This window comes from Ancylobacter pratisalsi (assembly GCF_010669125.1).
In the GTDB taxonomy this organism is placed as follows: domain Bacteria; phylum Pseudomonadota; class Alphaproteobacteria; order Rhizobiales; family Xanthobacteraceae; genus Ancylobacter; species Ancylobacter pratisalsi.
Window position 1 is genome coordinate 1,021,234 of sequence record NZ_CP048630.1, and the last position, 23,707, is coordinate 1,044,940.

Below are 23,707 nucleotides of genomic sequence, written 5' to 3' on the forward strand. Positions count from 1 at the left end.
ATAATCTTGAGGGAATCTCTGCCAATAAACCGCCTATTCCGATCTTATCGGAACAGAACGCTCGAATACCCCTGTGTCGAAAGGGCCTAAATGGACTCGCTCAGCGGCTTGATGGCCTTCGTCCGAACTGCCGATCTCGGCAGCTTCGTGGCGGCCGGACGCATGCTCGGCCTCTCCGCGTCCGCGGTTGGCAAGGCCGTGACCAAGCTCGAACAGCAACTCGGCATCCGCCTGTTTCAGCGCTCCACGCGCAGCCTGCGGCTGACCGAAGAGGGTCGCGCCTTCCACGAGCGCTGCCGGCGCATCCTCGATGATCTCGACGACGCCCGCGCCATGCTGGCCCGCACGACGGACGCACCACGGGGGCGCCTGCGTGTCAGCACCCCAATCGTGAGTTACCACCTGCTGTTACCGGTCCTGCCGGACTTCATGACGCGCTATCCCGAGATCGATGTGGATATCGACTTCAATGACCGCCTTGTCGATCTGATCGACGAGGGCGTCGATGTTGCGATCCGCAGCGGCGAACTTCCGGATTCGCGCCTGATGACGCGGACCTTGCGCCCATTCCAGATGCTGCTCTGCGCCGCGCCCTCCTATCTTGAGCGGCACGGCACGCCAGAGTGTCCGCGCGACCTCGACCGGCATCTCGGCATCCGCTTTCGCTATCCCAACAGCGGCAAGATACAGGCCTGGCCGCTCACGCTTCCGACTGACGAATCGGATCTGCGTACGCGCACGGTGTTGACCTGCAACAATATGGAGGCGCTGCGCGGCGCCATCATTACCGGGCTAGGCATCGGCTGCATGCCGGACTTCCTGGCGCGGGATCCCCTCGCGAAAGGTGAGCTTCGCACCCTGCTCGACAACCATATCGATGCTCCCGGCCATTTCAGCCTGATCTGGCCCTCCAACCGCAACCTCTCGCCGAAAGTCAGAGTCTTCGTCGACTTTATCGGGGAGCGCTTATTCTCAACCCGCTGCGAAACGCCTTCCCAGACAACCGTCTCTCCGGGTTGAGTTGTTGGTCTGCCTCCCCGCACGAAATCATGCGTTGATCGGCGGGAATATCGGGCTATCGGCAGCAAATCGTTCGCCGAAAAGGCGATTTTGGCCAAGGTGGCGGGCCGCGAGCGATCAAGAAGAGAACGATGTGTACGCTATAGCCCTTTGACGTGTGTTGACCCAAAACGGCCCTTTCGGCACCCCGCCGCGAGTGGCTGCTTTGCGCCGCCAACTCGGCCATTCATCTGGTAACGACCGCGGCCCAAAGGTGGACATTTGCGAGGTGGGGCACGTCGGCACCTTTGGCGCCGCTAGCGGAAGTTGGGGGCTGCGCCATTTGCGGACATTGTCACTGAGAACCGGTCATTCACCGCATGTCGAACAGTTCCTGATGGAAGCGTGCCTCAATGGGAAAGCCCTGAGCGGCGAAGTCCCGTCGCAGTGCTTCCCCGAAGCCGGCGGGGCCGCAGAACCAGATGCTCGCCTCGCGCCAGTCCGGCACTTCCTCCCGGATGCGGGCACCGGTGAGTCGGCCATCGCGGGGGCTGATCAGGACATGCAGGCGCACATCGGCGGTCCGCGCGTCCTGCGCGAGCTTCGCCAGCGCGACCTCGTCCACATCGTCGGTGGCGTGGAACAGGTCCGCCGTCTGTCCTTCCGGCCAATCGGGTGCGTCGCCGCGCAGGGCCATATGCCTCATCCGGGCGACGAACGGCGTGATGCCGATGCCGCCGCCGATCCAGATCTGGTGGCGACAATCGTCGTCGAAGGTGAAGCAGCCATAGGGGCCTTCCACCCGCACCTCCTGGCCAGCGCGCAGTTTCTCGCGCAGCCGGCCGGTGTGGTCGCCCAGCTCCTTGGTGATGAAGGCGATCCGCGGATGGTCCGGGTGCCAGCAGGAGGCGATGGTGTAGGGATGCGCGCCTTCGGACGCATCCGACATGGCGAAAGCGAACTGGCCCGCCCGATGCCCCGGCCAGCCGCTGGGCACATCGATGATCGTTTCGAGCGTCTTCACGCCCGGATAGTATCGGAACTCGGCGATCCGCCCCGTCACCTGTCGCGCCGTGCCCACGCGGCGCAGCAGCACGATCCCGGCCGCATAGGCGCCGCCGGCCAGAAGCAGGGCCGTCGCGACGCCGAGCGGCGTCATCCAGTCGGCGAAATCCAGCAGCACCACCGCGTGGAACGCCAGCACCAGATAGACGACGGCTAGCAGGCGGTGGGTCTTGTAGAACCAGCGGTAGGGAAAGGCGCGGATCAACGCCAGCGCGATCAGCACCACAGCGGCATAGAAGGCCCATTCGCCGATGTCCTCGGCGGTACCGCGCAGGCTTGAGAATAGGGCTTCCAATGGGTTCGCTGGGACCGGCCGGACGCCACCCCGCACCGGCCGTTCCAGAAGCCCCCATCCTACCGCCCATTTCGGCCCCTGCGCCCACAGCCAATGGACGATGGCGACGATGAGCGCGGTGATGCCAAGCCATTTGTGGAGGCGATACATCTTGTCCAGTCCGCCCGTCCACCGCTCGGGCCAGCGCGGGCGCAGCGCGAGCATCATCGCCACGCTCATGGCCGCGATCGCGAGGACGCCGGTATATTGCACGGCAGCTGCCCTCGCCGCGAAGAAGCCGCTCGACTGGAACACCCCAGGCTCGGCAGCGAGCCACAACGCGGATGGAAGGGCGAGGATGGCAAAAAGCGCCAGCTTGATGTGTCGCATGTCTCGGACTTTCCTCGGGTAGCCTCGCGAAACAGACATCCTGCGCCTGCCTGCCGCATTGAGCGACCTCAAGGCGGAGGCGACCATGCGAGGGATGAGGTCGTGGACGGAAGGCTCGCTATCCGGCCTGAACCCCGAAGATCATCCCGACCGCGGCGGTCACGCCCATGGCAAGTGCACCCCAGAAGGTGACGCGAAGGGCCCCGCGCACCACGCCGGCTCCCCCGGTGGTGGCGCCGAGGCCGCCCGGGATGGCCAGCGCCACGAGCGTCGAGGCCGCGACCAGGACGCTTGTCCTTTCGGCGGGCGACACCAGGGCGACGAGCACCGGCACGACCGCTCCCGCCGCAAAGGTGAGCGCCGAGATGATGGCCGCATGTACCGGACGGGCGGCGACGGTCTCGGAGATGCCGAGTTCGTCACGCGCATGGGCTCCCATGGCGTCGCGTTCCGTCAGCTGCGCGGCGACCTGTTCCGCGAGCGTGCGGTCGAGCCCCCTGTCTACATAGATTTGCGTCAGTTCCTCCAGCTCCGCATCGGGCATCTCGGCGAGCTCGCGCTTCTCGCGGGCAAGGTCGGCGTTCTCGGCGTCCGTCTGGGAGCTGACCGAGACATATTCACCGGCGGCCATCGACATCGCACCCGCCACGAGGCCAGCCAGTCCCGCGATCAGGATCTCGGTCGATCCCGATCCGGCCGCCGCCACGCCGACGACGAGGCTCGACGTCGAGACGATCCCGTCATTCGCACCGAGCACCGCGGCGCCAGCCGATCCGGTGGATCATGTGGATTTCCGAATGCGAAAGACGGCTCATTTCGGATGCACTCCTGGAAGGCTGGTTTGCGGGATGATGGGAGCCGATGCAGATGGCGGCCTGCCCGCCGGGGCAATGCGGAGCGCCCTGAGGGCATTAAGGATGACGGCGCCGTCGATCGCCACCTGGAGCAGGGCTCCCTGCACCGGCGTGAGAGAACCGAGCGCCGCCGCCACCATGCCGGCGACGACGCTCTCCAGCGCGATCTCCATCCCGGTTCCCAGCCGATCGATGCGATCAACGAGCAGAACCACCTCGGCGGCTTCGGCGGAGGCGGCGCCGCGCGCGTCCATGGCGACGTCCACAGCGACCGCCGCGAGCGCAGGCGCGTCATTCGCGTCGTCCCCGACCATCATCACCGGCCCCCGCGTGTGCTCGTTGAGCACCAGCAGGACCTTCTGGTCCGGGATCAGGCCCGCACGGATGCCGTCGGGGCCGAGGACCGGCGTCACGCGCTCGGCCACCTCGCGGCGGTCCCCCGTGGCCAGCAGGATCCGTTCGACGCCCTGGCCGCGCAGGCCGGACAGCATATCCCGCGCGCCGTCGCGCAGCGGGTCGTCCGTGATCAGATGTCCCGCCAGCTGGCCGTCTATGCCGACTGCCACGCGCACCGGCCCCGCCGACGAGGGCGGAGCGGCCCTCCACATATCCGGCCACCCCCTCGCCTGGGCCTTCCGTCACCTCCGACGGCGCGGGGAGGGACAGGCGCCTCGTTCTGGCGGCGATGACGATCGCCTGCGCCATAGGGTGTTTGGAAGCCTGTTCGAGGGCCGCGGCAAGGCGGAGGATATCGTCGTTGTCCATGCCGAGCCGATATGGCTGGCCGTTGGTCAGCGTGCCGGTCTTGTCCAGGATCAGCGTCCGGATGTTCGCCATGGTTTCGAAGGCACCCGCGCCCTTGGTCAGCACGCCGAAATGCGCCGCGCGACAGCCCGGCCACCAGGGCGACGGGAACGGCAAGGATCAACGGGCAGGGCGTCGCGACGACGAGGACGGCGCGGATCGTGTCGCCGGTGAACCACCCGGCAGCGAAGGCAAGCCCGACGGTGACGGCCAGGAAACCGAGCGACCAGCGGTCCGCCAGCCGCGACATCGGCGCCTTCGACCGCTGAGCTTCCTCCACCAGTCGGACGATGCCCGCATAGGTGCTGTCCTTCGCCGGGCGGCGAGGCGATCAGGTCGAAGGCCTCGCCCGCATTGGTCGAGCCGCTCGTCGCCTCGCCGCCCGCGTTGATGCGGACAGGAAGCGATTCACCCGTCTACGTGGAGGTATCGAGGAAGGCCGAAGCGGACACCACGGTGCCGTCGGCGGCGACCACATCGCCCTGCCGGATCAGCAGGCGGTCGCCGGGCACGATGTCGTCGAGCGGCACGTCGACCAGGCCGTTGTCGCGATATCTCGTCGCCATGCGTGGGACCCGTGAGAGGAGATCGCGCATCTCCCGGCGGGCCGGCCCTCGGCGAAGCTATCGAGGAAGGTGCCGCCGGAATACATGACGGCGACCACCGCCGCCGCCAGCGTCTCCCCCAAGGCGAGGGCGGAGGACATGGACAGCGCCGCCACGATGTCGAGCCCGCCCTCGCCGCGCCACAGGCTGCGCAGGATCTCCACCAGAAGCGCGGCGAGGACGGGAACGACGCCCGCGAACCGGACGATCTGCGCGCGATCCGGCCTTCCCGCGACATGGAGGACGAGGCCGGTCGCGAGGCCGCCGAGCCCCACCAGCGGCAGCGCGATCTTCAGCCTGTCCCCGTTCGAATGCTCCACCGCGTTCAACCTCCCCACGGCCGAACCGCCATCGTTGCGTCCCCGAACAGGCGTCCGGTCCCACAGGAACGGATGCCACAGGCGCCGCGAAGCAGGAACAGGGCATCGATCCCCAGCCGCTGGGCGAGTTCCCCGCCATCTTCGGCGCCGAGCACCATCAGCGCGGTCGCCCAGGCATCGGCCTCCGCGCATGTCGGCGCGAGCACGGTGACCGAAGCCGGAGAGTGCGCAAGCGGGGCGCTGCGGGCGGGGTCCATGGTATGGGAGAGGCGCCGGCCCTGAACGTCGATCCAGTGGCGGTAGTCGCCGGAGGTGGCGACGGCGCAATCCTCCAGCGCCAGCAGCGAATGCGGGGCGCGACGCTCAGGGTCCGGTTGCTCCACCGCGACCGTCCAGGCCTCGCCGTCGGGCCTCAGGCCCATGGCCCGCATCTCGCCGTCGATGCCCACGAGCCCATCGCGGATGCCGGCGCCGCCGAGAATACCGGCGAGGCGGTCCACGCCATATCCCTTGGCGATGCCGTTGAGGTCGAGCGTGATCGGCACGCGCTTGCGGACCCTCGTTCCGTCGATTTCGAGCGCGTCATGGGCGGGCACGCGCCGGGCCTTTATTGCGCTGCGGATGCGGTTCGGACTTGCTTGCGCGGCGCCGAAGCCCCACGCGATGACCGCGTCGCCCATGCCGATGTCGAATGCGCCGCCGGAGGCGCGACCGATCGCCAAGCCCAGCCGGAGCACATCCAGAAGGCGTGCCGGAACGCTCACCCATTCCCCCGCCGGAGTCCCGTTCAGGCGCATCAGCTCGCTGTCGGGTTTCCATGTCGACATCTGCGCATCGACCTCGTCCATCGCCGCCTGCAAATCCGCCTGAACGGCACCGGCATCGAAGCCGGAGGGAGCATGGAAAAGCGCGGACCAGCGCGTCCCCATCGTCGGGCCGTTAAGGGTGCACCGTGCGAGATTAGTAGACATCTTCGACATAGCGTCCCTCAGCCTTGAGAAGCTGGTGCGACAGGCCGAGCGGTTCCAGCATCCGCGTCATCGCCTCGGCGACCCCGGCCGCCATCTGCCGCCCGCCACAGACCATGACATGCGCGCCTTCCCGGATCGCGCGGATGACTTCGAGCTGCTCGGCGACCAGCGCGTCCTGGACATGGCGCGGCCGCGCGCCGCGCGAGACCGCCGTGGACAGATGGCGGAGCCGGCCCCCGGCCGCCCAGCCTTCCAGCTCCTCGCGATAGAGGAAGTCGCTCTCGGGATGCCGCATGCCGAAGAACAGGTGGATCGGGCGGCGCGAGGCGTTGGCGCGGATGAAGCCGGCGAGCGGCCCGATGCCGGTTCCGGCGCCGATCAGGATCAGGGGTTTGCGGTCGCGGGCCGCATGGAAGCCGGGATTGCGGCGGATGAAGGCGGCGACCGTCCCGCCGGGCTCCAGCGCCGTGAGCACGCTCGAGCAGAGGCCGCCGACATGCCGGCGCACCACGATCTCCACGAAGCCGTCCCGGCGGCCCGAGGCGAGCGAATAGAAGCGAGGCATGGGCGATCCCTCCGGCACGACGCCGACGAGGTCCCCGGCCTCGAAGCGGGCAAATCCCTGCCCCGTCAGGCGCTGCCACATGGAGAGGCGCGGCAGTGCGAAGCGCAGGATGGCGGTGGGTGCCTGGACGTCGTGGCCATAGTCGCGGCGCGACACGAGGGTGAGCGCGCTCGTCGCGGGCCGGACAGGCTGGTGGTCGAGCTCCAGCGCAATGCCGAGCGCTTCGCCCAGCGCGCGACCCCAGCGCGCGAATTCTTGCGGCGACTGGCGGTCCACCGTCTCGTAAGGCAGCAGGAGCTGCCAGCCCTTGGCTTCCGCCGCGGCGGCGACCGACTTGGCATAGGCGCAGAAGGCCGGAAAGCACCGGTCGCCGAAGCCCAGCACCGCCACCGGCGCGGCCGGCACGGCGGAAAGCCGGTCCAGGCGGTCGAGGAACCCTTTCGCCGAAGCGGGGGCGTCGCCGTCGCCATAGGTCGCGGCCAGCACGAGGTAGCGCCGCGCCCCGGAAAAGCGGGCGGGGTCGAACGCCGACATCGGCGCCGCATGGACGCGCTGCCCGGCGCGGGTCAGCGCCGCGTGCAGCGTCGCGGCAAATCCCCAGCTGCAGCCGCCTTCGCTGCCGACGAGGATGATCGTCTCCGCACGGCCCGGCGCGGCGTTGTCGCGGATCCCGGGGCGATGGGTGCGGCCGGCCAGCCAGATGGAGAGCCCCGTGACGCCCATCGCCGGGACAGCCAACGCCGTGAGCCCGAGCAGCAGGCCGAGAAGCGGGGCGCCTTGTCCGGTGTGGAGCATGAAGACGGTCTCCGAGACCCGCTCCCAGCCGCTGAGCCCCGCCCAGCCGAGCGTCGCCCCGGTGCCCTGGTCGATATAGCCGGCCCCATCGTCGGTCTTGAGCGTGAAGACGTCGGTGGCGTCGAGAGGATAGGGGAAGCTCAGCTCGCGCAGGCTCGATACGGGCGTCGCGGCGAGCAGCGGCATGGAGGCCAGCGGGGCGCCGGTCGCGCCGCTCACCGCGGAAGGCGGCTCCGGAGGGGCTCCCTCGTCGAGAAGGAGGCCGAAGGTCGAGGCCGTCATCCAGAGTGCCGTCGCCGACGACAGCAGGAGGCCGAGCACGGCGGCTCGCGCAAGCTCGACATGGACACGCCCAGCCAGAGGCCCGCGCAGCGGCGCCAGCCAGCGTCTCCATCCGCCCGCGCGCCGCGCGACTAGCGCGAAGCCGGAGATTGCGAGGACAAGCATCGCCGCCGCCCCCACTGCCATGACGATGCGGCCGGCATCATCGAGGAACAGCGAACGGTGCAGATTGGTGAGCCAACGCTGGAACGGGTTGGGATCGGCCGAAGCGACGCTTGCCCCCGTCGCCGGGTCAATGACCGCGGAACCCGGCGTCCCGCCGTCGAACCAGTACGCGGTGATGCGCCCGGAGGGCGCGCGCCTGATCTGCTCGACGCCCGGATGGGCGGACCGGATGCGCGCGGCGAGGTCGGCCACGCTCATGGCCGCTTCCGCCTGCGGCGCGGCTATCCGTTCCGCCGCCGGGAAGACGGACAGCGCCGCGCCGCTCACCGCGAGCAGCGTCACGAGGGCGAGGGCCAGCAGGCCCGGCCAGCGATGGAGGGCGCGGAGCATGCGTGTCCCCCTACATGCCGTAGCTGAAATGCGCGATATAGCGGCGGCCCTGGACGGGCTGTCCCGCTCCCTTCGCGGTCAGCGGCACGGCGATCTCGTTGGGGCTGTCGCGCATGTCCTCGACCGCCGCATCGACATGGAGCGTGTAGCCGGCGTCGAAGAGCGCGTCGGCGAGGTCGAGGGTGATCGCCAGCCGGCGGCCGGCCCCGACGCTCGCCCCGGTGATGCCGTTGATCTCGGCGGTGTTGCCGCCGGTCGCGCGATACCAGTCGGACAGGTGCCCATAGTATTTGGACTTGGTTCCGGCCATCCACAGGCTGCCGGCATAGGCCCCCTTCGGGTCGGTGACGTAGATGGCGAGGTAGGCGCCGTTACCGCCATAGTTCTTCAGCGTCGTGGTCAGGGTCACCGGCCGCGCCATGGCGATGCCGGGAAGCGTGAGTGCCGTGGTCAGCGCCAGGGCGGCGAGGATGTTTCTCATCGTCTGGTTCTCTCGATCTGGCGTGGATGAAGGGCGGTGGGCTCAGTTCACCTGCGCCTTGGGTGCCGCGCCGTTGCCGAAGAGGCCATTGTTCGGGGGAGCGACGCTGCCCGCCGGCGCCGGTGCGGAGACGCTGTCGCCGCGGGAATCGTCTTCGTCGTCTTCGTCATCGTCCCCGCGCCGGAACTGGCGTCCATGGTCGCGGTCGTCGTCATCATCGTCGCTGGCCAGCACCACGCCGAGATCCTGGCCGGCATCCAGTACGGCGTCACTCAGCCCTTCGAAGAGGGTGGTCTCGTGCATCGCGCTCCACGCGGGAAAGCCGATCCCGGCGGTCAGGGCGGTGGAGGCGAAGAGGATGGCAAGGGTCTTTTTCATGGCAGGGTCTCCTTTCTCTGCTGGAACCGTTCTGGGCGCCCTGCCTGATCCGTTCCTGACGCAAACCGATTTTCTGCTTCAGCCTGCTGTCAGGAATCGAAAGGCCCCGCCGAGAGACGGGGCCGGATTGGTCTTCCGTGCTGGGCCCGGGCCGGCCCGTGGCCGCTCAATCGCCGCCGCGATCCTCCCCGCCGCGGCGCCGGTGGCCGGTGTCATCCTTGCGTTCGATCTCGAGGACGTCGAGGGTGGAGGGATGGACCGTCACCTCGATCCGCTGGCCTTCGCCGTCCGTGCCGTCGATCTCGTAGCAGCCGTCGTCGATCTTGATCCGGCGCACCGTCCAGCCGTTCCGGGCGGCGAGCGCGGCGACGGCCTCCTTCGGCTTCCAGTCCACCATCGGCGCGAAGCAGTCGTCGTCGGCGAGCGCCTGCCCCACCGGGAGGATCGCGATACATGCGAGAATTCTCAGGGCGAGGCGCACGGGCCGGAACTCCTTTCCACCTTGATCTGCGACAAGCCTGGGTGGCCAAGCTGACGGCATCCTGAAGCTCGCGTGCGATCTGCGTCAGCGCGGTGTCAGGAAGAACCGTCAAGGAAGGCAAGAGCCGTGAAAGGCGAAGGACGATGCGAATCCTGCTGATAGAGGACGACGGCGTGCTGGGCGCGGCGGTGCGTGACCAGATCGTCGGCGACGCTCACTCCACCGACTGGGTCACGCGGATCGACGCGGCCCGCGCCGCCATGGCGGGCGCCGCCTACGACCTGATCCTGCTCGACCTGATGCTCCCCGACGGCCGGGGGATCGTGTTCCTGCGCGCCCTGCGCGCCGCGGGGAACGTCACGCCCGTGATCATCCTGACGGCGCTCGACCAGGTGTCGGACCGGATCGAGGGCCTGACCGCCGGGGCGGACGACTATCTGGTCAAGCCGTTCGACCTCGACGAACTGTCGGCGCGCATCGGCTCGGTCGCCCGCCGCTATTCCGGCAATCCCAACCCGATCATCCGGCATCATTCGCTCGACATCGACATCGCCCGCCGGAGCGTGCGCCGGGAGGGCCGGCCGGTGCAGCTCACGGCCCGCGAATGGGCGCTGCTGGAGGCGTTCCTCGCCCGGCCCGGCCAGGTGCTTTCCAAGGCGCAGCTGGAGGAAAAGCTGTACGACTTCGATGCCGAGGTGGAGAGCAACACGATCGAGGTTCATGTCAGCCGGCTGCGCAAGAAGCTCGGCGCCGACCTGATCGAGACCGAGCGCGGCCTCGGCTACCGGCTGGCCGCGGCATGAGGCGCCCGCGAAGCCTCCAGGGCCGGCTCCTGCTGTCGCTCGGTGCGGTGCTGCTGGTGATCTGGGTCGGCGCGGCATGGACGACCGCCGTGCTGCTGCGGCACGAGATCGGGGAGGTCTTCGATTCCTCCCTGCAGGAGACGGCGCAGCGCCTGCTTCCCCTTGCGGCCATGGACATCATCGGCCGTGAGGAGGGGGATGTCGCCAGCCAGCGGCTCGGCGCGATCCACGGCCATGACGAGCTCTTGACCTATTTGGTCCGCGACGACAGGGGCAAGGTCCTGCTCCAGTCCCACGCCGCCGACCTGTCGGTCTTCCCGCCCTATAGCGGTCCCGGATTCGGCCGGACCGCGACGCACCGCCTGTACAGCGAGGAGGCCCTGCAAGGCACCATCCGCATCACGGTGGCGGAGCCGCTCGCCCACGAGGCCGGGGTCGCGCGGGAGATCCAGATCGGCCTCGGCCTGCCGATCCTCCTGGTTATCCCGGCTGCCTTCGCCGCCGTCATGCTCGCGGTGCGCCGGAGCATGTGGCCGTTGCGGGCGTTCCGCGAGCTGCTGGAGACCCGCAGCGAGAAGGACCTCGGGCCCGTCGCCTCCGACGACTTGCCCAGCGAGGTCGCCCCGCTCGCCGCCACGCTGAACGCGCTGCTCGACAGGCTCAGGGCGGCCTTCGCGGCGGAACGCAGCCTCGCCGCCAACACCGCCCATGAGCTCAGGACTCCGCTCGCCGGCGCGATCGCCCAGGCCCAGCGCATCCAGAAGGAGACCGGGGAGCCACACATCGCCCGGCGGGGAGCCGACATCGAGGCGACGCTCAAGCGGCTGACGGCGCGCGCCGAGCGCCTCATGCAGCTTGCCCGCGCGGAGGGCGGCCGGCTACGGCTCGACCGGACGTCGGACCTGCGCGACGCCCTGCGGGTCGTGATCGACGACATGCACAGGAGCGTGCCGCAGGACAGGCTGTCCCTGCGCATGCCCGAGACCCCCGTGATGTCCGACATCGATCCCGACGCCGCCGGGATCGTGTGCCGCAATCTCGTCGAGAACGCCCTCGGCCATGGCAACCCGTCGTCGCCCGTCGAGGTGGCCCTCGACCCCGGCGGGCTGCTGACGGTGTCAAATGACGGCCCCGTCGTCCCGCCCGAGACGCTGGCCAAACTCGCCGGCCGCTTCGAGCGGGCCGGAACCTCGGCTCGCGGCAGCGGGATAGGCCTGTCGATCGTGTCGACCATCGCCGAGCGCATAGGCAGCGCGCTGACGCTTCGGTCGCCGAGGCTCGGCAGGCAATCGGGCTTCGAAGCCAGTGTCAGGTTTGCAACCACCGGGAATGTCGAGGTGACGACATGGCCTTGATACCGGCCCTGATCCCTGTCGTTTGGGTTCAATGGCGTCAAGGCGGACGAAGCAGACCTTGCCAAGCGCGTATCCCAACGTCCGGTGTGGGGCCGTAAGGAGACCGTCGGCTTACGGTGGCGATAATGAGGGAAGCTGCCGTTCGCCCGACGGCCGGACTGACCGACGCGCTATTCCAGAAATCGGTATCCGACTCCAGGCTCGTTCAGGATGAAGCGAGGCGATGCCGGGTCGTCGCCGAGCTTTGCCCGAAGCCGGCCGATGAAGACGCGCAGGTACGGGAGGTCGTGCTCGTGGGCCGGTCCCCAGATGTCGGCGAGCAGTTGGCGATGGGTGACGATGCGCCCCGCGTTGCGGGCGAGTAGCGCGAGGATGTCGAACTCCTTGCGCGTGAGCTTGAGCGGCTCGCCTGCAAGCGCGACCTCGTGGTTGGCGAGATTGATGCGCAGGTCGCGGCGTACGACTTCCGTTTCCGGTGCAGTACCTCCCGAGGCTGATCGAAGTAGCACCCTGACCCGTGCCAGCATCTCGGCGATACCGAAAGGCTTGACGACATAGTCGTTGGCTCCAGCATCGAGGGCTGCGACTTTCTCCTCCTCGGCCTGACGCACCGAAAGGATCAGTATCGGCACTTGGGACCATTCTCGGATTCGAGCGACGACCGCCTTGCCGTCTATGTCGGGTAGGCCAAGATCGAGCACGACGAGATCGGGTTGGGCGGTCGCCGCTCTGGCGATGCCGCCCTTCCCCGACGCCTCCTCCTCCATCGCGAAGCCCTGCGCCTCAAGTGCCACGCGGAGAAATTTCCTGATGCCCGGATCGTCCTCAATCAGGAGGATTCGGCCAGTGTTCATGCGGACACACCGGGTGCTGCTGCGGCGGGAAGGGTCACGACAATCCGGGTCCCGCTGCCATCCTTCATGGCCGCCTCGGCGCGGATCGATCCGCCATGTGCGTCGACGATCCCCTTGGCGATCGCGAGCCCCAGGCCGGTCCCGCCGGGCTGGCCATCGCCTGCGCGGACGCGGAAGAACATGTCGAAGACGTGGGCGCGGTCGTTCTCGGGTATGCCCGGGCCTTCGTCTTCTATGGCTAACGCGACCCCACTTCCGGTCGCTTCGGCTAACAGGGTGACCTCCGAACCGGGGGGCGCGTATTTCGCGGCATTGTCCAGAATGTTCGTCACCACCTGCTCAAGAAGGACGGCGTCGCCAGACACCTCCGGGAGGGAGGCTGGCAGGTCCCGAACGACGCGGTGCGCGGAGAGATCGCGATCAAGCCGTCGCAAGGCCCTACCCACCACCTCGCGGAGGTCGACCGGCTGCCGGGCGACCTTGAGCGCACCGTAGCCGAGTCTTGTCATGTCGAGAAGGTTCTGGACATAGCGATTCAACCGTTCACCCTCATCGCGGATGGTCTCGGCCATACTCCTGCGGCCGTAGGTTCCGAGCGCTTCGTCCGCGTCGATCAGCGAGGTCGCCGCACCGATGATCGAGACCAACGGTGTCCTGAGATCATGGCTGACGGAGGACAGCAAGGCGGCGCGAAGACTCTCCGTCTCCGCCAGGAGGCGCGTCTGCTCCATGTCGGAGGCGAGCTTAGTACGCTCGATGGCAAGGCCAACCTGATCGACGAGAGAATCCAACAGCCGGCGCTCTTCAGTTGTGATGTATTGGCGTGTGCCGAACTGGACGCCGAGCAGGCCGTGGATCCGGTCCGCACTTTTCATCGGAAGAAAGAGCCACGTTGCAGATGGCAGGGTCTGCGACGACCAGCCCGCAGGTTCACGCTTGTCCCAGGCCCACTCCGCCGCGCCGCGGTCGCGCGGTTCGAGTTGGTCCTCGGGCGGCATGCCCCCTATGATCGCGAGCTGGCCCGACGCGTCCGGCATGAGTATCATGGAGGAGCACTGCATGGTTGAGGCGACATGGGTGACCGCCGCCCAGACCACGTCGTCCAGCGAGGCGACGCTCGCGACCTTCCGCGAGAAATCGAACAGGTTCGCCGTTCTTTTTGCGATCGCCCTTTGGGCAAGTGCCTGGTTGCGCAGTCGGGCCGCAAGGTTACCTGTGACGATTGCGACGAGGAGAAACAGAAAGAGCGTCAGCACCACGTTCTGGTGGGCGACCTCGAACGTGTAGTAGGGCTCGGTGAGAAAGAAGTTGTAGCCAAGAAAGGCGAGCACGCTGGCATAGATGGACGGCCAGAGACCGAACCGGCTCGCCACGGCGAGCACCCCCACTAGGAAGAACAGCGACAGGCTCTCGACCGGGAAGTGCCGGCTGACGACCATGGCGATCATGCCGGAGGCAACCACTGCCAGGGTCGCCCAGAGATAGGCCTTCGGGTCGCGCTCTATCGCCAGGCGCGGCGCCCGGATGGCTGCCTTGCGCGCCTCGATGGGATCAGGGGACACGATGGTGACTTCGAAGTCTTCGGCCTTCCGGACGATCTCCTCGGCAACGGTCTCGCGGAAGAACCATGCCGTGAAGCGCCGGGGCCGGGGTCGCCCGATCACGATGCGCGAGACGTTCCGACTTCGAGCGAAGGCAAGAATCTCGTCGGCGACATGGCTCTCGGCGTTGATCGTCGAGATATCCGCGCCTAGGGATTCGGCCAGCCGCAGCGTCTCGGCGATCGAATCCTTGGCGGCATCCGGCAACTGCTCGGAATGTGGTGTCGCCACGCTTGCCGCGATCCAGTCGGTGCGGGAGCGCTCGGCCATACGCTTGGCGGCCCTGACTAGCGCCTTGGAGACAGGCGCCTCGTTGACGCAGACGAGCACCCGATCCTGCGCGGGCCACGGGCCGGGGATCGCATGGGTCTTCATGTGCGCCGCCATCTGCGCGTCGACCCGATCGGCGGCGACGCGCATCGCCAGCTCGCGCAGGGCAGTCAGGTTGCCCTTCGCGAAGAAGTTCTGGATCGCGCGTGCAATCTGGTCCTGGATGTAAACCTTGCCTTCCCGTAGCCGCTCGATGAGTTCGTCCGGCGGCAGGTCGATCAGTTCGATATCGTCGGCGAGTTCCAACACCTTGTCCGGGACCGTCTCGCGCACCTTCACCCGAGCGATGCGGGCGACGACGTCGTTCAGGCTTTCGAGATGCTGGATGTTCAGCGTCGAATAGACGTCGATGCCCGACGCCAGCAGCTCTTCCACGTCCTGCCAACGCTTGGCGTGGCGGCTGCCGGGGACGTTGGTGTGGGCCAGTTCGTCGATGAGGACCAGTCTCGGGCGTCGGGCGATGATGCCGTCGAGGTCCATTTCGGCGAGCACGCGTCCACCATACGATATCTGCGCGCGCGGGACGACCTCGAGCCCGGCAACGAGGCGCTCGGTCTCGGCACGGCCGTGCGTCTCGACGACACCGACCACGACGTCGAGACCGTCCGCCCGGCGTCGCCGTGCGGCCTCAAGCATGGCGTAGGTTTTGCCGACGCCTGGGGCCGCACCAAGGAAGATCTTCAGCCGCCCGCGTCCCTCCTTCGCGGCTTCCGCGAGAAGGGCTTCCGGTTCCGGGCGGCTAACCTTCTCCATCGTCACTCCCCGGCCGGCGGAACGGGGAACCGCTCGTTGAGAGCGAGATTGAGCAGGAGCACGTTGACGCGCGGTTCGCCGAGGAGGCCAAGGGTGCGACCCTCGACCCGTTCGGCCACAAGATCACGAATTGCACTCGCATCCGCGCCTCGAGCGGCTGCGACGCGTGCCACCTGGAAGAATGCGGCTTCGGGTGAAATGTCCGGGTCGAGGCCGCTGCCCGAGGCGGTGACGAGATCAACCGGAACCCGGCCGCCGCCATTCTGAGCACTGGCACGCTGAGCATCGCCGGTTACCCGTTCGACGAGCGCCTTCGAGGTCGGTCCGAGATTGCTGCCTCCGGTCGAGGCCGCATCGTAGCCGCCGCTGCCCGCGGCGGACGGCCGGCCGTGGAAATAGGCCTCGCCCGTGAAGGCCTGGCCGACAAGCGCTGAACCGACAACCTCGCCCCCCCTTTCGATGAGGCTGCCGTTGGCCTGTGCGGGAAACAGGGCCTGCGCGGCGCCTGTCATCGCCAGCGGATAGGCGAGGCCGGTCAAAGCGGTGAAGAGCAAGAGCATGACCAGCGCGGGTCTGAGGTCGGCAATCATGGTTTCACCTCATACGATGCCGGCGGCGTTGACAATCAGGTCGATCGCCTTGATGCCGACGAAGGGAACGATCAACCCGCCAAGGCCATAGACGAGAAGGTTGCGGCGCAGGAGGCTCGCCGCCGTGGCGGGTTGGTACTTCACGCCGCGCAGCGCCAGCGGAATCAACGCGATGATGATCAGCGCGTTGAAGATGACGGCCGACAGGATCGCACTGCCGGGGCTGCCGAGGTGCATGATGTTGAGCGCGTCGAGTGCCGGATAGGCGGTGACGAACAGCGCGGGCAGGATGGCGAAATACTTCGCCACATCGTTGGCGAGCGAGAAGGTCGTCAGCGAACCGCGACTGATCAGCAGTTGCTTGCCCACCAGCACGATCTCGATCAGCTTGGTCGGGTCGCTGTCGAGGTCGATCAGGTTGCCTGCTTCCTTGGCGGCTGGCGTGCCAGTGTTCATGGCGACGCCGACGTCGGCCTGGGCGAGCGCTGGGGCGTCGTTCGAGCCGTCGCCGCACATGGCGACGAGCTTGCCCAGTGCCTGCTCCCTGCGGATCAACTCGAGCTTCTTTTGCGGGGTGGCTTCGGCGAGGAAGTCATCGACGCCAGCTTCGGCCGCAATCGCCGCGGCAGTCAGTGGATTGTCGCCGGTGATCATCACCGTACGAACGCCCATGCGACGCAGTTCGGCGAAACGCTCGCGAATGCCGGGCTTGACGATGTCCTTCAGATGAATGACCCCCAGCACGGCCTTGTCGCGCGCGACGAGAAGAGGCGTGCCGCCGGACTTGGCGATGCCTTCGACGACGGCGCGCAATTCCGGCGTCGCGACGAGCCCGCACCAGGTGAGGATGGCATCGGCAGCGCCCTTGCGGAGCCGCACACCGTCCTTCAGGTCCGCGCCCGAGATGCGGGTGTTGGCCGAAAAGGGGATCGTGTCCACAATGGCGTCGGACCCATCGAACGCCCTGCCGAGCTGCCTGCGGGCTAAATCGACGATCGACCGGCCTTCGGGAGTCTCGTCGGCGAGCGAGGCGAGCAAGGCGGCCTCGGCCATCTCGCTCCGCGATATCCCCGGCAGGGTCTCGAAGGCATCGGCCTGTCGTGCGCCGTAAGTGATGGTGCCGGTCTTGTCGAGAAGCAGGACGTCGACGTCGCCCGCCGCCTCCACCGCCCGGCCGGACTTGGCGATGACGTTCGACTTCACCAGCCGGTCCATGCCGGCGATACCGATCGCCGAGAGGAGGCCGCCGATGGTGGTCGGGATCAGTGTCACCAGCAGGGCGATCAGGAATACGACCGAAACGGCCGCTCCGGAGTACATCACGAAAGGCTCAAGCGTAACGACCACGATCAGGAAGATGATCGTCATACCCGCGAGCAGGATGTTGAGAGCGATCTCGTTAGGGGTCTTCTGGCGTTCCGCGCCCTCGACCATCGCGATCATGCGGTCGAGGAAGCTCTCACCTGGCTTCGAGGTGATCTTCACCTTGATCCAGTCGGACACCACGCGTGTGCCGCCCGTCACTGCCGACCGGTCGCCGCCCGCCTCACGGATCACCGAAGCCGATTCGCCCGTGATCGCGCTCTCGTCGACGGAGGCGATGCCCTCGACGATCTCGCCGTCTGCCGGCACGATGTCGTCGACCTTCACCAGGACGAGTTCGCCCGGTTTGAGGGAGCGGCTCGAAACCGTTTCATATGTCTCGGCCGTGATCGAGGCGAGCTTGTGCGCCGGGGTCTCGGACTGGGTGGCGCGCAGCGTGTCGGCCCGGGCCTTGCCGCGTCCTTCCGCCATCGCTTCTGCGAAATTGGCAAAGTAGACGGTGAACCAGAGCCACGCCGCGATCTGTCCGACCACGGCCGCGGTGTCGGCGCCAAGGAAGAGGTCGCGGAGGAAGAGCAGCGTCGACAGTGCCGCCACGACCTCGGTGACGAACATGACGGGGTTCTTCGCCATGACACGGGGGTCGAGCTTGGCGAGCGCTGCGGTGAGCGCCGGAGCGGTGACGCGCCAGTCGAAGAGGGAAATGTCGGGTTTCTTGCGCATGGGATGTGCCTCAAAACGTTTGTCCGGCGAGCATCGAGACTTGCTCGGCGATCGGACCCAGCGCCAGCGCCGGGAAGAAAGTCAGTCCGCCGAAGATCAGGATCACGGCGACCAGGAGGGTGATGAAGAGTGGTCCGTGCGTCGGGAAAGTGCCGCTCGAAGGCGGCGCGGATTTCTTCGCCGCCAGCGAACCGGCTACGGCCAGCATCGGCACGATGTAGACGAAGCGGCCGAGCAGCATGGCGATGCCCTGCATGGTGTTGTGATAGGGCACGTTGGCGCCGAATCCGGCGAAGGCCGAGCCGTTGTTGCCGGTCGCCGACGAGTAAGCATAGAGGATCTCCGACAGGCCGTGCGGTCCTGCATCCTGCAGTGACGACAGCGAAATCGGCAGTACGGCGGCAAGCGCGCCGAGACCCAGTACGCCGATCGGCATGACCAGGAAGGCGATGACGGAGAGCTTGACCTCGCGCGCCTCGATCTTCTTGCCGAGATATTCCGGCGTGCGGCCGACCATCAGGCCGGCGAGGAAAACGGTAAGCACGACAAAGGACAGCATGCCGTAGAAGCCGGAGCCGACGCCGCCGAACACCACCTCGCCGATCTGCATCAGAAGCATCGGGGCGAGTGCGCCGAGCGGCATGAAGCTATCGTGCATGGCGTTGACGGAACCGTTGGATGCCGCGGTCGTCGCGGTGGCCCAGAGCGCCGAATTGCCGACGCCGAAGCGGACCTCCTTGCCTTCCATGTTGCCGGCCGACTGCTCGACGGGAAGCGAAGCGAAGGCGGGGTTGCCGGAGACTTCGGAACCATAGGTGAGCGCAAGCGCGCCGAGAAAAAGGATGCCCATCGCCGCGAAGATCGCGACACCTTGGCGCATGTCGCGGACCATCTTCCCGAACATGAAGCAGAAGGCGGCCGGAATCAGGAGGATCGACAACATCTCGACGAGGTTGGAGAGCGGCGTCGGATTTTCGTAGGGCACCGACGAGTTGGCGTTGAAGAACCCTCCGCCATTGGTGCCGAGCTGCTTGATGGCGATCTGCGAGGCCGCCGGCCCCTGCGCAATGGTCTGCTGGGCGCCTTCGACGGTGGTCGCCGAGACATAGGCCATCAGGTTCTGCGGCACGCCCTCCCAGACCAGGAACAGCGTCAGCAGGATCGACATCGGCAGAAGTAAGTAGAGGACCGACCGGGTCAGGTCGACCCAGAAATTGCCGAGTGCCTTCTGCTCGCGGGCGAAGAAGCCGCGTATGATCGCCGCGCACACCGCCATGCCGACGCCGGCCGAGAGGAAATTCTGTACCGTCAGGCCGGCCATCTGACTGAAGTAGGACATGGTTGTCTCGCCGCCATAGGCCTGCCAGTTGGTGTTGGTCGTGAACGACACGGCCGTGTTGAAGGCAAGCTCCGGCGAAAGCGGCCCGAGACCTGCCGGATTGAGCGGCAGCAGGTGCTGGATGCGAAGGATCGCGTAAAGCAGCGCCCAGGAACCGAGGCTAAAGGTGAGCACCGAGAGCGCATAACGCGTCCAGTGCTGGCTTTGGTCCGGCCTGATGCCCGCCAGCGCGAAGAACCCGCGCTCGACGGGTGCAAGGACCGGCGAGAGCCATGTGCTGCCGCCTTCAAAGACACGGGCGAGATAGAGGCCGAGGGGCCAGGCAAGTGCAGTGACGAGTGCTGCGTAGAGAACGAACTGGAGAATGTCGGGTGCCATGAGACGTGTCCTTGCGCGCGATCAGAACCGCTCGGGTCGCGCCAGCGCGTAAGCGAGATAGACGAGGAGGAGAGCGGCAACCGCGCCGCCGACGAGGAGGTCGAAGGCCATGGCGTTACCTCAGAGCCGCTCGAGCAGGCGGACGGAGGCAGCGGCCGCGACGAAGAAGCTGGCGGCCAGCGCAATGTAGAGGATGTCGAGCATGGAACGCTCCGTGTTGTCAGGAGCTTCCTATCTATAGCGCAGAAGCATCAACGCGCGATGTGCCATCGACGGGATCGGCGTAAACAACGCGTAAACGCAGTCGGGAAGATAAACGCTCCGCGGAAAAGGTCGGGATTATCGACAGCTACCACGGAGTGTAACGAGAGATGTCTACCTCCGTGGCCGCGGAACTCCCTAGATTTCAGTCCGCTCAGCCAGGAGGAGCGCGTCCTCCACATCGACGCCAAGATAGCGTTGATCTGATCTGATCCTCCTCCAGCTTCCGGCGGTCCAGAAAATGGTCTCGGATCATGACGCCGCCACTCTCATCGCGCTCGATGAACGCATTGCCATCCTGCGCAGCAATCTGTCGGAGCTGACCGAGCAGGCCGTCGCCTATTCCGGCGCCGCCGACGAGGACCTCGCCGCCGAGCGAATGGCGCAACAGCAGCAGCTGCTCGACGAGCTGCTGAAACAGCGCGAGCAGCTGGCGCGGTAAAGTCACACGCGGCGGATCAGTGCTTGGTCGGGGTTGTGAAGCCCTGCGGCGAATCCCCCAATTTCCGGCTCAGTTCGCCGGCGGCGATAGTGGAGCTGGCCATGGGGTCTTTCGCCCGGCCAACGTCACCCAGGGGGTGACGTTGCGTGGTGTCGGCGATGCGCACCTCCGTCGGCACGGTGAAGCAGACGGCCGCGCCCATGCCGATATTGTTTTCGGCCCGGATCGCGCCGCCATGGGCCTCGACGATGGAGCGGCAAATAGCGAGCCCCATCCCCATGCCGTTGGCCTTCGTGGTGTGGAAGGGCTGGAAGATCTCGTTGGGATTTTCCAGCGCGATGCCGGTGCCATTGTCGCGCACTTCGATATTCACCATCTGATTCGGTGCCATGCTCAGCGAGATGACGACCTCGCGAGGCCGGCCGTCGATTTTGTCCATGGCCTGGATCGCATTGAGCACCAGGTTCACCACCACCTGCTGAATCTGCACACGATTGGCGAAGGCCACCGGCAATCCCGGCTCGACCAGCTCGCGTATATGGGTGGCGTGGGCGTTCGCCTCGCGTTGCAGCATGCGGACGGATTCCGCGATGAGGCCCGCCAGATCGAACGGCTCCGGCTCGGGCGTGTCCTTGCGTGCCAGAGAGCGGACGCGGGCCAGGATTTCCGACGCCCGCGTGCTGTTGGCGACGACGCCATCGAGGCACAGCCCGACCTCGGTGAGGTCGGGGGTGGGGGCCGCGAGCCATCTCTTGGCGGATTCGCCATAGGTCTTGATCGCCGCCAGCGGCTGGCTGACCTCATGGGCGATGGAGGCAGAAAGCTGCCCGAGGGTGGAGACGCGCGCGGCATGGGCGAGATCGGCGGCGGCCTGCTCCAGCTTGGCGCGCGCTTGGTTGTGATCGGTCACGTCGATGGCGGTGATCAGCACGCGCGACCATTCGCTCTGCCCCTGCAACAGCGTGGCGCGCCAGAGCACGTCGATCACCTTGCCCTTCGCGGTACGGAACTGCGTTTCGACTTCCCGCATCTGCCCGCCCTCCAGGAAGGTGGCGAAGATTTCGGCGAGGGCGGCTTCGGTCGAGGGCATATAATGGGCGACGAAGGTCTTGCCGGCCATGGCGTCGGGAGAGTCGGTGCCGAACAGGCGGGCGGTTGCCTTGTTGGCGATGTGCGTCGAGCCCAGATTGCGCAGAACCGAGATTGCGTCGGTGCTGGCCCTGAGCGATTCCGACGTGATGCCGGTGGCCCGCATATGAGCAAAGACGCGGGTCCAGTCTGATTCCCAGATCGAGACCGGCGATTGATGGAAGATCGCGGAGTAACGCTCTTCCGAAATGCGGCGCGCCTCATGAGCCTCCCGCTCAGCGGCAATCAAAGGGGCGGTCTGCAGGCTTAGCCGGAAGGCGAGCGCGGTCACGCAGGCGATCACCAGGTCGCTGATGATGAGATCGGGCGCCGCATGCGGATTCGCCGCCGTGACCGGCGAGATGAAATAGGCAATCACCGTCAGGATCAGACAGGCCGCACCCGCGGGAACAACCAGCTTTTGCAGGCCGCCTCCGGCGATGATCACCACGACGATCATGTAGAGCGCCGCGATTGCGCTGTGAACGGGAAGCCAAAGGTCCGCGATGAACACCACGCCTGCGGCCGCCATGGCGGCCGCCAGATAGACGATCTTATCGGCACCTTCCAGCCTTCTTGACACGCTCTGCGCATCCGTCACGGGCACGGCTCCCTATCCCTCAAATCGGTCGAATACGACATCTGCAACCGCTATCACGTCTATAATCCGGGCAATCTGGTTGCCTGTCTTGAACGCCTGTGCCCAATCCGTACGAGAGTTTCGGTTGCATGTGAGCGAAGCGGCAGCCTAAGCCTACAGTAGGCGAGCGGAACCGGGCGATCCAAATCGTCTTTCTACTTCAATGGATTAGACCCGGGTGGAGGAGAGCGCATCATGTATGGGATGAGCAGCCACGAGGTAAAACCATGGACCGATGGCAGCTTCCGTACCAGCGACGGGGTGTTGCTGCACACTCTGACGGCCGGAACCGGCAGGCCCGTCATTCTCATCCCCGGATGGTCGCAAACCGCGGAAGAATGGAAATTCCAGATCGAAAGCCTGAGCGCGACGCACCGTGTCATCGCGGTTGACATGCGGGGGCACGGGCTCAGTGAAAAGCCGGATCATGGCTATCGAATTTCGCGTCTGGCCACCGATCTGGACGACTTGATCCGGGCTCACAACCTAAACGACGTCACGCTGATCGGGCACTCAATGGGGGCATCGGTTATCTGGAGCTATCTCGAGCAGTTTGGCGACGCAAACATCGATCGCATGGTGTTCGTTGATCAGGCCTCGGCGATTGTTGGCGAACCGGGCTGGTCCGAGGAAGAGCGCCTCAACGCCGGAGCGATCCTCTCGGCACAGGAGGCCACCGATCTGGTCGAGCGTCTTGCGAAAGATGACGGCTCGCTCAGCCGTTCGTTTGTAACCGGCATGTTCAGTCGCCATTATCCGGCAAACGATTTTGCCTGGGTACTTGCACAGAATGCCCTGTTGCCACGCACCTATGCGGCACGGCTGCTCTACGACCATGCCTTCAAGAACTGGCAGGATGTCATAAGGCGCATCAGCCGCCCATGCTTGTGCATAGGCGCCCGCCACAGTATCGTGCCTTGGCAAGCAATGCTGGCGATGGGCAGGACCATCCCGGGGGCGCAATCGGTAATATTCGAAGATGAAGATGGCGGATCGCACTTCATGTTTCTTGAAAGCCCCTTGAAATTCAACTCACTTGTCGAACGATTTATTGAGTTTCGATCTTAGTTGCGCAATCATGTTATTTAATGATATTATTTCTGATAAAATATATATCCCGGCTCCAGATCGGAGTTTTTATTTCTATTCCACTACTCCTCTACGACTCCCCGTTTATCAACAAGTTATTTTTTCAAGTAAATTTGGATTAATCTATTCATGTAAGTACTGTGACGGCGGTCCAGTTCAGGCGCGCCTTTTTTCACGCCGATACTTACGGTACGTTGCAGGCCGCCATCAGGCAGTAACGCGGTGATTGCTAGGGCACCTTTCAGATAATCTGTCACGGGCAATTAGAGCCGCTGCAGC

Annotated in this window: 18 protein-coding genes and 2 pseudogenes; 5 read left to right on the forward strand and 15 right to left on the reverse strand. The window is 66.2% G+C overall.

Annotation, left to right across the window (positions count from 1 at the left end):
* The first annotated feature begins 90 nt into the window (after window positions 1-90).
* Entirely contained in the window at window positions 91-1,020 is a 930-nt protein-coding gene (locus G3A50_RS05050; protein WP_163074241.1) for a LysR family transcriptional regulator, read from the forward strand.
* A 352-nt stretch (window positions 1,021-1,372) separates the two neighbouring features.
* Here the strand turns inward: G3A50_RS05050 and G3A50_RS05055 are convergent, their stop codons facing one another.
* From G3A50_RS05055 to G3A50_RS05090, 8 genes and pseudogenes are all read right to left on the reverse strand, one after another.
* The gene (locus G3A50_RS05055; RefSeq protein WP_163074242.1) at window positions 1,373-2,728 is read right to left on the reverse strand and encodes a ferredoxin reductase family protein; all 1,356 of its coding nucleotides are present in this window, start codon (window positions 2,726-2,728) and stop codon (window positions 1,373-1,375) included.
* Window positions 2,729-2,846: 118 nt separating this feature from the next.
* Window positions 2,847-3,543 (reverse strand): annotated as a pseudogene (locus G3A50_RS05060) (VIT1/CCC1 transporter family protein).
* Window positions 3,540-5,311 (reverse strand): annotated as a pseudogene (cadA, locus tag G3A50_RS05065) (cadmium family heavy metal-translocating P-type ATPase). Before cadA ends, G3A50_RS05060 begins: the two co-directional pseudogenes overlap by 4 nt.
* A gap of 5 nt (window positions 5,312-5,316) precedes the next feature.
* Window positions 5,317-6,291 (reverse strand): FAD:protein FMN transferase, encoded by a 975-nt coding sequence (locus G3A50_RS05070; RefSeq protein WP_163074243.1) that lies wholly within the window; start codon window positions 6,289-6,291, stop codon window positions 5,317-5,319.
* Window positions 6,272-8,479 carry a PepSY domain-containing protein gene (locus G3A50_RS05075; RefSeq protein WP_163074244.1) on the reverse strand — a complete coding sequence of 736 codons (2,208 nt, stop codon included), beginning with the start codon at window positions 8,477-8,479 and terminating at the stop codon, window positions 6,272-6,274. The genes G3A50_RS05070 and G3A50_RS05075 overlap by 20 nt, the downstream gene beginning before the upstream one ends.
* Window positions 8,480-8,489: 10 nt before the next feature.
* A complete protein-coding gene (locus G3A50_RS05080) occupies window positions 8,490-8,960 on the reverse strand; it encodes a DUF2271 domain-containing protein (RefSeq protein ID WP_163074245.1) in 471 nt (156 codons plus the stop codon).
* 42 nt (window positions 8,961-9,002) lie between these two features.
* On the reverse strand, window positions 9,003-9,338 hold the full coding sequence (locus G3A50_RS05085) for a hypothetical protein (RefSeq protein ID WP_163074246.1): 336 nt from the start codon (window positions 9,336-9,338) through the stop codon (window positions 9,003-9,005).
* Between the two features lie 166 nt (window positions 9,339-9,504).
* Window positions 9,505-9,819, reverse strand: a complete 315-nt coding sequence (locus tag G3A50_RS05090) for a PepSY domain-containing protein (protein ID WP_163074247.1) — start codon at window positions 9,817-9,819, stop codon at window positions 9,505-9,507.
* A gap of 143 nt (window positions 9,820-9,962) precedes the next feature.
* Between G3A50_RS05090 and G3A50_RS05095 the strand changes: the two genes are divergently transcribed.
* Both G3A50_RS05095 and G3A50_RS05100 read left to right on the forward strand, forming a co-directional pair.
* Window positions 9,963-10,622, forward strand: coding sequence for a response regulator transcription factor (locus tag G3A50_RS05095; RefSeq protein ID WP_163074248.1), 660 nt, complete (start codon window positions 9,963-9,965; stop codon window positions 10,620-10,622).
* Window positions 10,619-11,977, forward strand: a complete 1,359-nt coding sequence (locus G3A50_RS05100) for a sensor histidine kinase (protein ID WP_163074249.1) — start codon at window positions 10,619-10,621, stop codon at window positions 11,975-11,977. The genes G3A50_RS05095 and G3A50_RS05100 overlap by 4 nt, the downstream gene beginning before the upstream one ends.
* A gap of 170 nt (window positions 11,978-12,147) precedes the next feature.
* Here the strand turns inward: G3A50_RS05100 and G3A50_RS05105 are convergent, their stop codons facing one another.
* Genes G3A50_RS05105 through kdpF form a run of 6 tightly spaced genes read right to left on the reverse strand, consistent with a single transcriptional unit; the run spans window position 12,148 to window position 19,979 of the window.
* Window positions 12,148-12,831 carry a response regulator gene (locus G3A50_RS05105; protein WP_163074250.1) on the reverse strand — a complete coding sequence of 228 codons (684 nt, stop codon included), beginning with the start codon at window positions 12,829-12,831 and terminating at the stop codon, window positions 12,148-12,150.
* The gene (locus G3A50_RS05110) at window positions 12,828-15,515 is read right to left on the reverse strand and encodes a sensor histidine kinase (protein ID WP_163074251.1); all 2,688 of its coding nucleotides are present in this window, start codon (window positions 15,513-15,515) and stop codon (window positions 12,828-12,830) included. Before G3A50_RS05110 ends, G3A50_RS05105 begins: the two co-directional genes overlap by 4 nt.
* 2 nt (window positions 15,516-15,517) lie before the next feature.
* Window positions 15,518-16,105: a potassium-transporting ATPase subunit KdpC gene (kdpC, locus tag G3A50_RS05115; RefSeq protein ID WP_163074252.1), complete on the reverse strand. Its 588-nt coding sequence runs from the start codon at window positions 16,103-16,105 to the stop codon at window positions 15,518-15,520.
* A gap of 9 nt (window positions 16,106-16,114) precedes the next feature.
* Window positions 16,115-18,151, reverse strand: a complete 2,037-nt coding sequence (kdpB, locus tag G3A50_RS05120) for a potassium-transporting ATPase subunit KdpB (RefSeq protein ID WP_163074253.1) — start codon at window positions 18,149-18,151, stop codon at window positions 16,115-16,117.
* Window positions 18,152-18,161: 10 nt separating this feature from the next.
* Window positions 18,162-19,868, reverse strand: a complete 1,707-nt coding sequence (kdpA, locus tag G3A50_RS05125) for a potassium-transporting ATPase subunit KdpA (protein WP_163074254.1) — start codon at window positions 19,866-19,868, stop codon at window positions 18,162-18,164.
* 21 nt (window positions 19,869-19,889) lie between these two features.
* On the reverse strand, window positions 19,890-19,979 hold the full coding sequence (gene kdpF, locus G3A50_RS05130) for a K(+)-transporting ATPase subunit F (RefSeq protein WP_163074255.1): 90 nt from the start codon (window positions 19,977-19,979) through the stop codon (window positions 19,890-19,892).
* A gap of 391 nt (window positions 19,980-20,370) precedes the next feature.
* Here kdpF and G3A50_RS05135 point away from each other — a divergent pair, with 391 nt between their 5' ends.
* Complete coding sequence (locus G3A50_RS05135) at window positions 20,371-20,571, forward strand: hypothetical protein (protein WP_163074256.1); 201 nt, start codon at window positions 20,371-20,373, stop codon at window positions 20,569-20,571.
* A gap of 16 nt (window positions 20,572-20,587) precedes the next feature.
* Here G3A50_RS05135 and G3A50_RS05140 read toward each other — a convergent pair whose 3' ends face one another.
* On the reverse strand, window positions 20,588-22,282 hold the full coding sequence (locus tag G3A50_RS05140; protein ID WP_246252140.1) for a sensor histidine kinase: 1,695 nt from the start codon (window positions 22,280-22,282) through the stop codon (window positions 20,588-20,590).
* A gap of 252 nt (window positions 22,283-22,534) precedes the next feature.
* Between G3A50_RS05140 and G3A50_RS05145 the strand changes: the two genes are divergently transcribed.
* Window positions 22,535-23,407, forward strand: coding sequence for an alpha/beta fold hydrolase (locus G3A50_RS05145; protein WP_163074257.1), 873 nt, complete (start codon window positions 22,535-22,537; stop codon window positions 23,405-23,407).
* The last annotated feature ends 300 nt before the right edge of the window (window positions 23,408-23,707 follow it).